This is a genomic window from Arthrobacter sp. DualSoilB13, assembly GCF_055389195.1.
Window position 1 is genome coordinate 3,011,729 of record NZ_AP035865.1, and the last position, 13,459, is coordinate 3,025,187.

Consider the following 13,459-nt stretch of genomic DNA (forward strand, 5'->3'; position numbering starts at 1 on the left):
GGCTTGGAGTCCGAACCCTACTTGCTCTTGTTGGCGCGACGTATCCGCTTGGCGCGTTCGATCTCGCTCTTGAAGTTCTTTCGACCCCACAGCACCCCGCCACCGATAGCGGCAATGACTGCCAGGAAAATCAGAAATTCCATGGTGCTCTCCTCTTCGTAGACTGCAACATTATCGGATTCCGTCACGGGTCCGCTCCGGCGGAACATCGCTCGGATCCCCGCCCTTGACCGGCCCGCCGGTATTGCTGGGCGGCTTCCGATTCAAACGCCATACCGCCAGCACGATCAGACCCAAGGCGACCAACGCGAGCATGGCAAAGGCGTAGGACCGCAGCGCCCACATAATGCTCAGCGCTACGGCGACGGCTCCCCACCACACCAGTACGCGTTCAGCCAGGAGCAGGCCCGCTGCCAGAAGCACGACGTGTGCCACCAGTACGTAGAGCTGTTGCGAAGACGTACCGCCGACGACGGTCCCCAGGGACATGAGAGACAGCAAGCCAGCGGCAAGGCAAAGCCGAAGGAGGGCCTCCGCGCGCTGCCCCTTTGCATAGCGCAGCCCTGCTATAACGGCCCCCGCCACCACGTACCATTGCGCGGTCCAGAACAAATCCGGACTGGATCCGTCCACGAAAAGCACCGCCCGTTGCAGAGCCGCGACGGAGACAATCCCCGCAAGCTCCGCTGCCAGCCACTTCCCGTTCGGTACCTCAATCACAACCAGTACCCCGGTAACCACCACCAGGACAAATCCCAGCATGGATGTTTGATCGCGCCCCAACCCCACGGCCGCAGATGTTGCAACCGCCACGGCCGCAATGGCAGCCAAGGAGTTACGTCGCCAGTCATTGCCTTTGATGGCCGCTCCGCCAAATACTCTCAGGGAATAGAGGAGCACCGCGGTCCCCACTCCGCCAATAAGCCAGGCAGCGTAGTCGCTCCAGACACCCGCAGGCAGCTCCACCAACAAACCGTCGACGGCGGGCACCGCCCCTACCAGCACAGCCGGGGCAGCTGCGGTGTAAAGGACCGGCATCCGTTCAAAGTGCGAGGCAGCGAACAAGACACCAGCCAGGACCAGTACCGACAGTCCTGTCAGGGAGTGTGAGATGCCCAAGGTCAAAGTGCCGCCAACCAACGTAAATGCCATTGCCGAGATGAGCCAGAACCAGCGCTCCGCGCCGCCGGCAGCAGAACCCTCGTACGACTTCTGCGGGCGGGATATCCCCCGCGCAGCAACCGTGGCAACAGCCAGGGCGAGCAGGACAACAGGGACTTGAGACTTGTCCAGAAGCGGCTGATACAGCCACGTTGAAGCTGGGAACACGAGGGCCGGCCCAGCAGCGATGACGCCAGCCACAACGGCCGCGGTACCGAAGTACTGGGATCCTCGGGCTCGGAGAATCCGCCATGCAATAGCGGCCGAAGCCGCGGCCACAGCCAATTCAAGCATCGCTACCCAGCGGCCTCCGCCGTCGTAATCCCCTGCGAGCAGGTATGAGAACGGCAGCAATAGCTGGGCACCCAAGGTGGCGTGGACTGTTGCCTGCTGGAATGCGACATCAATGCCTCGCCCTCGCAGGACCATGGTCAACGCATGCTGCAAGGCAAGAACCAGAGCGAGGCTAATGGACAGAGCCGTCGCCGAGTCCGTGACATCAGCCACTGTCACCGCGACGAAGGCGCCGGTAAGCACCCGGACCGCCAGCAGGTAGTAACCGCGGATCAATCGGTGGCGAACCGCGCCCATCATGAACCCGCTGTAGGCGGCAAAGATGCCCAACAGAATTTCGACGTCCCGGACGTTCCCTCCTCGGAGTGCCAGGAGGAGGACAAAAGCAGCGGGCGCAAAGATCCAGCCAGCGGAGTGGCGTCGCAGAATCGCACTGACGAGGACGGCCGCCAAGGCAGTCGATACCGCTGCAACTCCAGGCTGCCAGCTATCCCTAACGGTCCCCCCGGAAAACGCTCCAGTGACAGTAAGGAACGTGGTTGCCGCCGCCATGACGGCAACCACAACACCGGCATCTGCTACGGAAGCTCGAGGGTAACGGCGTCGGCTGCCGACAAGGAGGGGAAGGACCAGCTGGACCGCGGCCGCCACCACCAGTACAAATCCTGTGGTGGGAACTTCACCGGCGACCCGAATGCTCCAGCCATCGCGCATCGCGTCCCCGTAAGCCGAGACCGCCAACAGCGTGCCAGCCGCCCGGGACAGCCACCAGTAGCACTGCCTGTGGAAGGACGGGGAGATTCTTAGGGCAGTGACCACGAAGTAGGCAAGCAATGCCAAAAGGACGCCATTTCCCAACGTCAACGACACGAATGCAGTTGCCATTGCGCCCGCGATGACTGCGGTTGCGGGCGCAATGACTTCGGCCACTGTTGCACGCCATCCAACCTTGCCAGCGGATTCCGTACGAACTGGCGGAAACATCAGAAGTCCCGTTACCAAACCTGCCAGCACAACAAGGAGTACAGCTACTGCAACAACCGGACGCCCGGAAGTGTCGTCAAATATCGGCAGTACAAGAAGGCCCGCGACGGCGGCGGCGCCAAAGCCGGCTACCGAAGCCTGCGGCGCCAACAGCCGGACTCCCCCACGTGCCAACCCGGCGCTCAGTAGTTGCTGCACGGCGGCCGCGGCCACGAGCGCAATCAAGGAGTACGACGTTCGTTCCGGATTTCCCGTCATCACACCGGCTACCCCCAAAGGCACAGCCAAGGTGAGCGCGATCCTCCCCGCGAGAATCAAGTATTGGCGGGAAGTGGTTGCTGCGGTCAGTGCCAGCAGGAACCAGTAAAGCGCTGCTGACCCCAGGAATATCGAGACGGGCCATGCCCCGAGCAACGCACCGAGGGCTCCGCCCACTCCCAGCACAGCGGCCGGGGCAAACTCCAGGCCTTGGCGCAACTTCCAACCCATCACCATGGCAGTCAGCATCGTCACAGCGAGAGGAACATAGTTTGGGGGGTCGAACGGCCTGAACTCCAGCACCACGGTGAGGATAGTTGAAGTTATCAGTTGCAGCGCCAAACATGACACGGCGTCAGCCCACCAGGAGCGGGGCAGCAACTTCCTTCCTCCGAAGGCAACCCCCAAGGCCTGGACTCCGAGGCAGATGACGGCGGCCAACAACACCGTGCTCACGTTCGCGGTGACATCCCACACCACCCCGAGCAGGGCGAGGGTCAGCGCGGCCCGCGCCGCATAGAGGTGCTGCACCCTATAGCGAGCCCGCGGAACGAAGAACATCACGGCGAAGTAGATGCCGCACATCAACATGACCCAGGCGTACTCCCCCTTGGACAAAAGGTGAGGGGTGAGCGTAACAGCAACGGCTACAAGGGGAACCAACGCCGGGTGCAGCATCATCAGAGGACGGACGTAAAGAGGCGGAAGCCACTTAGGACGCAGCAAGGACACTACTGTCAGGAGAACTGCCACCCCAATGAGCGCCGTGAAGTACCAGACCAGCGCGCCGCCAAGGACCGATACGCCGGACCACGCCGTTGAGACGATGAAGCTGAGGGACAGGAAGGCCAGGACTTTGTTGTCCAACTTCACTGCGGTGTAAGCGTAGACTGCGGTGCCCAGCAACGAAGTGACCAACCATGCCGCCGGGCCGTTGTGAAGCACAAAGTTGTACATGGCCAACCCGGTGACCGGAACCAGCGCAAGTCCTGTTCCAACAAAGGCCACAGCAGCAGGCCGAAGCCGCGGTACGCGCGAGTGGATGACCATGCCTGCACCATAGAACAGCGCAGTGATGAACCAGATCCCCACGAACCGCAAGAGGGCCGGAAGGCTCGTGCCCAGGAACAAAGCTCCGGCTGCAACCAAGAGGAGGCTGGCGACGTAGAGCGTGATGTTGATGTTCTGCTGATCGCGCTTTTCCTTGCGCGCAGCGGCGGCCTCAGGAGTCTCTCGAACTACCGGGGGTTGGTTGACGTAGAAACCAGGTTGCTGTTGTGCCACAGGTGGCACGGCCCGTTGTGTCGCCTGTTCCCGGGGAGCAGTCCATTGCCGAACGGGCTGCTGTGGATTCGACGGCTGTGGGTTCGGCTGGTGCGGGTTCGGCTGCCGCCGGACGGGCTGCTGCGGAAGGGGCTGCTGTGGGATGGGCTGCTGCGCGGCCGCGGCCTGTTGTTGTGCAGGTGGCTGAGGCGTAGGCGGGTGGAAAGCGGGCGCCGGCGGCGGCACTGGGCGGTACGGGGCAGACGGAGCCGGCGGGCTAACAGAGGCAGGAGCAGGACTCCCGGCCGCGGACCCGCCCAATGCCTGCCCCTTGGCCTCAGCATCCCGCCAACCAGCCAGGTGCCCGGCGAGAAAACCTGCCTGGTAGGAGGCTGCGTGGTGAGGCTCCGCAGTAGGGGCATGAGCAGTCCCGCGGCGTCCCTTCGCAAGCCCGACTGCAAAGCCAATCCCGCCGACAATGACGACGAGCAGCAGGATGAGAAATGCAGTCATGGTAGCTCCTTGGTTGCGCCGGACGCAGCAAGTGCACGGCCTTTATCCATTCGATAGAGTAACTGTAGCAAAAAGAACCCCACCGCCGTAGCGGTGGGGTTCTCTTAGCTAACTACCGGCTGGGCCGGAGTGTCACCGATCTACAAGTAGAGACTACTTGATGATGCTGGTAACACGTCCCGAACCAACGGTGCGGCCGCCTTCGCGGATAGCGAAGCCGAGGCCCTCTTCCATAGCGATCGGCTGGATGAGCGCAACGGTCATCTCAGTGTTGTCGCCAGGCATAACCATTTCCGTGCCTTCCGGCAGGGTGATAACGCCGGTTACGTCCGTGGTACGGAAGTAGAACTGCGGGCGGTAGTTGGAGTAGAACGGGTTGTGACGTCCGCCTTCGTCCTTGGAAAGGATGTAGACGTTAGCCTCGAAGTCGGTGTGCGGGGTGATGGAACCCGGCTTGACGACAACCTGGCCACGCTCGACATCGTCGCGCTTCAGACCGCGGAGCAGGAGGCCACAGTTCTCGCCGGCCCATGCTTCGTCGAGCTGCTTGTGGAACATCTCGATACCGGTAACCGTGGTCTTCTGGATCGGGCGGATGCCAACGATCTCAACCTCGGAGTTGATGGCGAGGGTTCCACGCTCGGCGCGGCCCGTAACAACGGTTCCACGACCGGTGATCGTGAAGACGTCTTCGATCGGCATCAGGAACGGCTTGTCGCGGTCACGTACGGGGTCCGGAACGGACTCGTCGACTGCTGCCATCAGGTCCTGGACGGACTTGACCCAAACCGGGTCGCCTTCCAGAGCCTTGAGACCGGAAACGCGAACAACCGGAGCCTCATCGCCATCGAAGCCCTGCGAGCTCAGGAGCTCACGAACTTCCATTTCGACGAGGTCGAGGAGTTCTTCGTCATCAACCATGTCGGACTTGTTCAGTGCAACCAGCAGGTAGGGAACACCAACCTGGCGGGCGAGCAGAACGTGCTCACGGGTCTGAGCCATCGGACCATCGGTTGCAGCAACCACGAGGATTGCGCCGTCCATCTGGGCAGCACCGGTGATCATGTTCTTGATGTAGTCAGCGTGACCCGGGGCGTCTACGTGTGCGTAGTGGCGCTTCTCGGTCTGGTACTCCACGTGGGAGATGTTGATGGTAATACCGCGCTGGCGCTCTTCCGGAGCAGAGTCGATCGACGCGAAGTCGCGCTGCTCGTTGAGATCCGGGTACTGGTCGTACAGCACCTTGGAAATGGCGGCAGTCAGCGTCGTCTTACCGTGGTCAACGTGACCAATGGTGCCGATGTTGACGTGCGGCTTAGTCCGCTCGAACTTTGCCTTTGCCACAGGTTCCTCCTAGAACGATTTCAAGTGAAGTGCTCCTCGGCCGCGCTTTTCGCGGCAGAAACTTTAGCAAGTCTACTTGGGGGCTTGGTTTTGGTGAAATTGCAGATTCAGGAACCAATGGTAGTTCCTCGAGCCTGTTTGCGCAGGGGCCAGGCTGCAGCTCTCGCCGCAGCCCCGCCTCAAGCGCTCAGATGCCTTCCCGATACCGGAATTGCATCCGTTACCGGGAGATTACTCGCCGCGGGTTTTCTGGATGATCTCGTCGGCTACTGCCTTGGGGACCTCCGCGTAGCTGTTGAACGTCATGGAGTACACAGCGCGACCCTGGGTCTTGGACCGGAGGTCACCGATGTAGCCGAACATGCCGGACAGCGGAACGTGTGCACGGATAACCTTCACACCTGCTGCGTCTTCCATGGACTGCATCTGGCCACGACGGGCGTTAAGGTCACCGATAACATCACCCATGTATTCCTCAGGTGTGCGGACCTCAACATCCATCAGCGGTTCAAGCAGAACAGGGTTCGCCTTGCGTGCAGCTTCCTTGAAAGCCATACGTCCGGCGATCTTGAACGCCATTTCCGAGGAGTCAACATCGTGGGACGCGCCATCAATCAGCGTGGCCTTGATGCCGACAACCGGGTAACCGGCCAGGACGCCGTCGTTCAGTGCATCCTGGATACCAGCGTCAACGGACGGGATGTATTCGCGCGGAACACGGCCACCAGTGACCTTGTTTTCGAACGCGTACAGCTCGCCGGAAGCGGTGTCCATGGGCTCGATCGCAATCTGGATCTTTGCGAACTGACCCGAACCACCGGTCTGCTTCTTGTGCGTGTAGTCAAGGCGCTCAACGGCGCGCTTGATGGTTTCGCGGTAAGCAACCTGCGGCTTGCCAACGTTTGCCTCGACCTTGAATTCGCGGCGCATGCGGTCCACCAGGATGTCCAGGTGGAGCTCGCCCATGCCGGCGATGATGGTCTGGCCCGTGTCTTCGTTGAGGGAGACCTGGAAGGTCGGGTCCTCAGCGGAGAGCTTCTGGATGGCCGTGGAGAGCTTCTCCTGGTCACCCTTGGTGTTGGGCTCGATCGCAACAGAGATCACGGGCTCCGGGAAGCTCATGGACTCGAGGACGATCTGGTTGTTGGCATCACACAGGGTGTCGCCCGTGGTGGTGTCCTTCAGACCGATAGCCGCGTAGATGTGGCCGGCGGTAGCGCCCTCAACAGGCATTTCCTTGTTGGCGTGCATCTGGAACAGCTTGCCGATGCGTTCCTTCTTGCCCTTGGTGGAGTTAACCACCTGGGCGCCAGCCTCGACGTGACCGGAGTACACGCGAACGAAGGTCAGCTGACCGAAGAACGGGTGCGCAGCAATCTTGAAGGCGAGGGCCGAGAACGGCTCGTCAGCAGAGGGCTTGCGGGTGAGTTCCTTCTCTTCGTCGCGAGGATCGTGACCGATCATCGGCGGGACGTCGAGCGGGTTCGGCAGGAAGTCAACAACAGCGTCAAGCATCGGCTGGACACCGCGGTTCTTGAAGGCAGAACCACAGAAGACCGGGTAGAGCTCAGAGTTGATGGTCATCTTGCGGATGCCGGCTTTGATCTCTTCGAGGGTGAGTTCTTCACCTTCGAGGTACTTCTCCATAAGTTCTTCGGAAGCCTCGGCCACAGTCTCAACGAGCTGTGCACGGTACTCTTCGGCCTTGGCCTGGAGATCCGCCGGGATTTCCTGCACTTCGTAGGAAGCGCCCATGGTGACGTCACCCTTTGCGTCGCCAGGCCAAACCAGGGCGCGCATTTCGAGGAGGTCAACAACACCGATGAAGTCGTTCTCAGCGCCAATGGGCAGCTGCATAACCAGCGGCTTGGCACCAAGGCGGGAGATGATGGTATCTACGGTGAAGTAGAAGTCAGCACCCAGCTTGTCCATCTTGTTGACAAAGCAGATACGCGGAACGTTGTACTTGTCGGCCTGGCGCCAAACAGTCTCGGACTGCGGCTCCACGCCTTCCTTGCCATCGAACACTGCGACTGCACCGTCGAGGACGCGCAGGGAGCGCTCAACCTCAACCGTGAAGTCAACGTGGCCCGGGGTGTCAATGATGTTGATCTGGTTCTTGTCCCAGAAGCAAGTCACGGCGGCAGACGTGATGGTGATGCCGCGTTCCTTTTCCTGTTCCATCCAGTCAGTCGTCGAAGCGCCGTCGTGCGTCTCGCCGATCTTGTGGTTCACACCCGTGTAGAACAGGATGCGCTCGGTAGTGGTGGTCTTGCCGGCATCGATGTGGGCCATGATGCCGATGTTGCGGACCTTATTAAGGTCGGTAAGCACGTCCTGTGCCACGGGGTCTCCCTTTCGGATGGACTACACGTTCGCCGCCGGCTCAGTGAGCCGGCGGCGTCCGGAAAGTTTTTACCAGCGGTAGTGTGCGAAGGCCTTGTTGGACTCGGCCATCTTGTGGGTGTCTTCGCGACGCTTCACAGCGGCACCAAGACCATTTGAGGCATCCAGGATTTCGTTCTGGAGGCGCTCGGTCATGGTCTTCTCGCGGCGGGCCTTGGAGTAGCCCACGAGCCAACGCAGAGCGAGAGCGGTGGAGCGACCCGGCTTGACCTCAACCGGAACCTGGTAGGTAGCGCCACCAACACGGCGTGAACGCACCTCGAGAGAAGGCTTGACGTTGTCCATGGCCTTCTTGAGAGCGGCAACGGGGTCGCCGCCGGACTTGGCACGTGCACCTTCGAGTGCACCGTAAACGATGCGCTCTGCAGTGGACTTCTTGCCGTCGACAAGAACCTTGTTGATCAGCTGCGTGACCAACGGGGAGCCGTAAACGGGATCGGAAACTAGCGGCCGCTTCGGGGCCGGACCCTTGCGAGGCATATTACTTCTTCTCCATCTTTGCGCCGTAACGGCTGCGAGCCTGCTTGCGGTTCTTGACACCCTGGGTGTCGAGTGCGCCGCGGACGATCTTGTAGCGGACACCCGGAAGGTCCTTAACACGACCACCACGGACGAGCACGATGGAGTGCTCCTGGAGGTTGTGGCCAACACCGGGGATGTAGGCGGTAACTTCTACGCCACCGTTGAGGCGCACACGTGCCACCTTACGGAGAGCCGAGTTCGGCTTCTTGGGGGTGGTGGTGTAAACGCGGGTGCAAACACCGCGGCGCATCGGGCTGCCCTTCAGCGCGGGAGCCTTGGTCTTGGAGACCTTCGGCGTGCGGCCCTTGCGGACCAGCTGGTTAATCGTAGGCACTTTCGTGTTCTCCGTTGTTTGATCTCTGCCCCCACACACAGGCGCCAGCCTGTGTAAACGTGGGAACTTTGGCGTTGCTCGTGCAGCCGGCCGAAACTCCGGTAGGCGTGCAAAAGTGCGGCATTCGTTGCGCATGTTGCCCGCAACCCGGAAACAGGCTCCACCCAGCACCATGAGAACAAAACCAAAATGATGCTGCGGCGGCCTTCATCCACTGCCACACAGAACAATTACCAAAAGTCTAGCACGGCTTGATCTAGCGCCTTAATCGGGTGTATGGAGGACGACGGCGGAAGCCGGGCGCCGCCGTCGTCCTCCACTCCCCCGGGTTCCCGCCCGAAAAGGCGGCGTTAACGGGCCAGGCCCCGCACTCGAAAGTGCGGGGCCTGGCCTTTTGGCGTCAACTCACGCGTCAGCGGAAATCGTTACCGAGATCGTAGTCATCCAGCGGGATGGCGTGGAACTCAGGCGCACCGTCGCCACCCAGGGCGTCATAGGAGAAGTCGGTGAAAGCGCTGGGGCCTGTGAACAGGCTTGCCTTTGCTTCTTCCGTCGGCTCCACGGTGACCTCTGTGTAGCGGGGCAGACCCGTACCAGCCGGGATGAGCTTACCGATGATGACGTTTTCCTTGAGGCCGAGCAGAGGATCGCTCTTGCCTTCCATGGCCGCCTGCGTCAGGACGCGGGTGGTTTCCTGGAAGGAAGCAGCCGACAGCCAGGACTCGGTAGCCAAGGAAGCCTTGGTGATACCCATGAGTTCCGGACGACCGGATGCCGGCGCCTTGCCCTCAGACACGACGCGGCGGTTCTCGTCCTCGAAGCGGGCGCGCTCTGCCAGCTCACCGGGGAGCAGGTCGGAGTCGCCGGATTCGATGACGGTCACGCGGCGCAGCATCTGGCGGACGATAACCTCGACGTGCTTGTCGTGGATACCAATACCCTGGCTGCGGTACACGCCCTGAACTTCGTCCACAAGGAACTTCTGTGCAGCACGCGGACCCATGATGCGCAGAACCTGCTTCGGGTCCACAGGACCGTTGATCAGCTTCTGGCCGACGCTTACGTGATCGCCATCTTCGATGAGCAAACGTGAACGGCGGAGCACCGGGTAGGCAATCTCTTCGGAACCATCGTCCGGAGTGATGACCAGGCGCATCTGACGCTCGGACTCTTCGATGGTGATGCGGCCGGCTGCTTCTGCAATCGGTGCCACACCCTTCGGAGTACGGGCTTCGAAGAGCTCCTGGATACGGGGCAGACCCTGGGTGATGTCGTCGCCGCCACCGGCGGAAACAGCACCACCGGTGTGGAACGTACGCATGGTCAGCTGTGTACCGGGCTCACCGATGGACTGTGCGGCAATGATGCCCACGGCCTCGCCGATGTCCACGGTCTTACCGGTAGCCAGCGAACGGCCGTAGCAGAGTGCACACGTGCCCACCTTGGACTCACACGTGAGTACGGAGCGGACCTTGACCTCGGTGATGCCTGCAGCCAGCAGCTGGTCGATAACGACGTCGCCGCAGTCGGTGCCGCCGGCAGCCAGGACGTTGCCCTGGGCATCGACGACGTCGACAGCCAGCGTACGTGCGTAGGCGCTGTTCTCGACGTTCTCGTCCAGGACGAGCTCACCGTTGGAATCCGGCACGGCGATCGGGGTGACCAGACCGCGTTCGGTACCACAGTCCTCTTCGCGGACGATGACATCCTGCGAAACGTCCACCAGACGACGGGTCAGGTAACCCGAGTTGGCAGTACGCAGAGCGGTATCGGCCAGACCCTTACGGGCACCGTGCGTGGCGATGAAGTATTCCAGAACCGACAGGCCCTCGCGGTAGGAGGACTTGATCGGGCGAGGAATGATCTCACCCTTCGGGTTGGCCACAAGACCACGGATACCCGCGATCTGGCGGACCTGCATCCAGTTACCACGTGCACCGGAGGACACCATGCGGTTGATGGTGTTCATCGGGGACAGGCTGTCACGCATCGCCTGGGCGATTTCGTTGGTTGCCTTGTTCCAGATTTCGATCAGTTCCTGGCGACGCTCGTCGTCGTCGATCAGGCCCTTGTCGTACTGGCCCTGGATCTTGGCGGCCATGTTCTCGTAACCGGCCAGGATGGCAGGCTTGGAAGTAGGCACCTCGATGTCAGAGATGGCAACCGTGACACCCGAACGGGTGGCCCAGTAGAAACCGGCGTCCTTCAAGTTGTCCAGCGTTGCCGCGGTAACAACCTTCGGGTAGCGCTCGGCGAGGTCGTTGACGATACGGGACAGTTCGCCCTTATCTGCAACAGCCTCAACCCACGGGTAATCCTCAGGCAGCGTCTGGTTGAAGATGACCTGGCCCAGGGAGGTTTCAACGAGAGCCGGCTGACCGGGCTCCCAACCTTCCGGAGCTTCCCATCCTGCGTAAGGCACGAAGTCGTCCAAGCGGATCTTGACCTGGGAGTTCAGGTGCAGATCACGGGCATCGTAGGCCATGATGGCTTCCGAAACCGAGGAGAAGATGCGGCCTTCGCCGGCGGAGCCGACGCGCTTGGTGGTCAGGTGGTACAGGCCGATGATCATATCCTGCGAAGGAAGGGTCACCGGACGGCCATCAGAGGGCTTCAGGATGTTGTTCGAGGACAGCATCAGGATGCGTGCTTCGGCCTGGGCTTCCGGGCTCAGCGGCAGGTGGACTGCCATCTGGTCGCCGTCGAAGTCAGCGTTGAAGGCGCCACAAACCAACGGGTGAAGCTGGATTGCCTTGCCTTCCACAAGCTGGGGTTCGAAGGCCTGGATGCCGAGGCGGTGAAGGGTAGGTGCACGGTTGAGCAGCACCGGGTGTTCGGTGATGATCTCTTCCAGCACGTCCCAAACCTGCGGACGGTAACGCTCAACCATGCGCTTGGCCGACTTGATGTTCTGTGCGTGGTTGAGGTCAACCAAGCGCTTCATCACGAACGGCTTGAAGAGCTCCAAGGCCATCTGCTTGGGCAGACCACACTGGTGCAGCTTCAGCTGCGGGCCGACGACGATAACCGAACGACCCGAGTAGTCAACGCGCTTGCCGAGGAGGTTCTGGCGGAAACGACCCTGCTTGCCCTTGAGCATGTCGCTCAGGGACTTCAAGGGACGGTTGCCCGGACCCGTAACGGGGCGGCCACGACGACCGTTGTCGAAGAGGCTGTCAACAGCTTCCTGAAGCATGCGCTTCTCGTTGTTGACGATGATCTCCGGAGCACCGAGGTCAAGCAGTCGCTTGAGTCGGTTGTTGCGGTTGATCACGCGACGGTAGAGGTCGTTGAGGTCGGAGGTCGCGAAGCGGCCACCGTCCAGCTGGACCATCGGGCGCAGTTCCGGCGGGATCACCGGGACGGCGTCGAGAACCATGCCGAGCGGGCTGTTGTTGGTGGTCAGGAACGCGTTGACAACCTTCAGGCGCTTCAGGGCACGCGTCTTGCGCTGGCCCTTGCCGTTCTGGATGGTGTCGCGCAGTGACTCGGCTTCAGCCTGCATGTCAAAGGTCTCGAGGCGCTTCTTGATCGCCTCGGCACCCATGGAGCCCTCGAAGTACAGTCCGTAACGGTCGCGCAGTTCGCGGTACAGGCCTTCGTCACCTTCAAGGTCAGCAACCTTGAGGTTCTTGAAGCGGTCCCAAACCTGCTCAAGGCGCTCGATGTCGGCGTCGGCACGCTTACGGACGTTCGCCATCTGGCGGTCAGCAGAGTCGCGGGCCTTCTTCTTGTCGGCAGCCTTGGCGCCTTCGCCTTCAAGACGGGCAAGCTCGTCTTCAAGGTCGCGGGCGATCGTGGCGATGTCGCTGTCGCGGTTGTCCACCATCTGCTTCTTCTCGAGGTCGTGCTCAACCTGGAGGTTCGGCAGTTCTGCGTGACGGCTCTCGGTGTCAACGCTGGTGATCATGTAGGCAGCGAAGTAGATGACCTTCTCAAGGTCCTTCGGCGCCAGGTCCAAAAGGTAACCCAAGCGCGAGGGGACGCCCTTGAAGTACCAGATGTGGGTTACAGGCGCGGCCAGCTCGATGTGGCCCATGCGCTCACGGCGCACCTTGGCACGGGTGACTTCAACGCCACAACGCTCGCAAATGATGCCCTTGAAGCGGACGCGCTTGTACTTACCGCAGTAGCATTCCCAGTCGCGGGACGGGCCAAAGATCTTCTCGCAGAAGAGGCCGTCCTTCTCAGGCTTTAGCGTGCGGTAGTTGATGGTTTCCGGCTTCTTGACCTCACCGTAAGACCATCCGCGGATGTCTTCCGCGGTGGCGAGGCCGATCTGCATGAGGCCGAAGGAGGATTCGCTGGACATATGGTCCCTGTTCTCTCTTGTTCTCTAAATTCTGAAGTCTTGGTTACGGGAAGAGGGAGTTGTTCCGA

General features: G+C 61.2%; 7 protein-coding genes. All 7 read right to left on the reverse strand.

The features are described from left to right. Positions 1 to 17: 17 nt before the first annotated feature. Positions 18 to 143, reverse strand: a complete 126-nt coding sequence (locus ACZ5J0_RS13905; RefSeq protein ID WP_261609405.1) for a hypothetical protein — start codon at positions 141 to 143, stop codon at positions 18 to 20. A gap of 28 nt (positions 144 to 171) precedes the next feature. Beyond that, on the reverse strand, positions 172 to 4,473 hold the full coding sequence (locus tag ACZ5J0_RS13910) for a hypothetical protein (RefSeq protein WP_464093312.1): 4,302 nt from the start codon (positions 4,471 to 4,473) through the stop codon (positions 172 to 174). Between the two features lie 153 nt (positions 4,474 to 4,626). Further along, entirely contained in the window at positions 4,627 to 5,817 is a 1,191-nt protein-coding gene (tuf, locus tag ACZ5J0_RS13915; protein WP_011775598.1) for an elongation factor Tu, read from the reverse strand. Positions 5,818 to 6,048: 231 nt separating this feature from the next. After that, positions 6,049 to 8,163: an elongation factor G gene (gene fusA / locus ACZ5J0_RS13920; protein ID WP_011775599.1), complete on the reverse strand. Its 2,115-nt coding sequence runs from the start codon at positions 8,161 to 8,163 to the stop codon at positions 6,049 to 6,051. Positions 8,164 to 8,232: 69 nt separating this feature from the next. Beyond that, entirely contained in the window at positions 8,233 to 8,703 is a 471-nt protein-coding gene (gene rpsG / locus ACZ5J0_RS13925) for a 30S ribosomal protein S7 (RefSeq protein WP_003803829.1), read from the reverse strand. Between the two features lies 1 nt (position 8,704). Next, the gene (gene rpsL / locus ACZ5J0_RS13930; protein WP_009358312.1) at positions 8,705 to 9,079 is read right to left on the reverse strand and encodes a 30S ribosomal protein S12; all 375 of its coding nucleotides are present in this window, start codon (positions 9,077 to 9,079) and stop codon (positions 8,705 to 8,707) included. 412 nt (positions 9,080 to 9,491) lie between these two features. Next, positions 9,492 to 13,391 (reverse strand): DNA-directed RNA polymerase subunit beta', encoded by a 3,900-nt coding sequence (locus tag ACZ5J0_RS13935; protein ID WP_142938367.1) that lies wholly within the window; start codon positions 13,389 to 13,391, stop codon positions 9,492 to 9,494. Positions 13,392 to 13,459: the final 68 nt, after the last annotated feature.

Excerpts from the sequence above, each read along its gene's own strand:
- ACZ5J0_RS13905 (WP_261609405.1), bottom strand. The coding sequence starts at position 143 with ATGGAATTTCTGATTTTCCTGGCAGTCATTGCCGCTATCGGTGGCGGG.
- ACZ5J0_RS13910 (WP_464093312.1), bottom strand. The coding sequence starts at position 4,473 with ATGACTGCATTTCTCATCCTGCTGCTCGTCGTCATTGTCGGCGGGATT.
- rpsG (WP_003803829.1), bottom strand. The coding sequence starts at position 8,703 with ATGCCTCGCAAGGGTCCGGCCCCGAAGCGGCCGCTAGTTTCCGATCCC.
- ACZ5J0_RS13935 (WP_142938367.1), bottom strand. The coding sequence starts at position 13,391 with ATGTCCAGCGAATCCTCCTTCGGCCTCATGCAGATCGGCCTCGCCACC.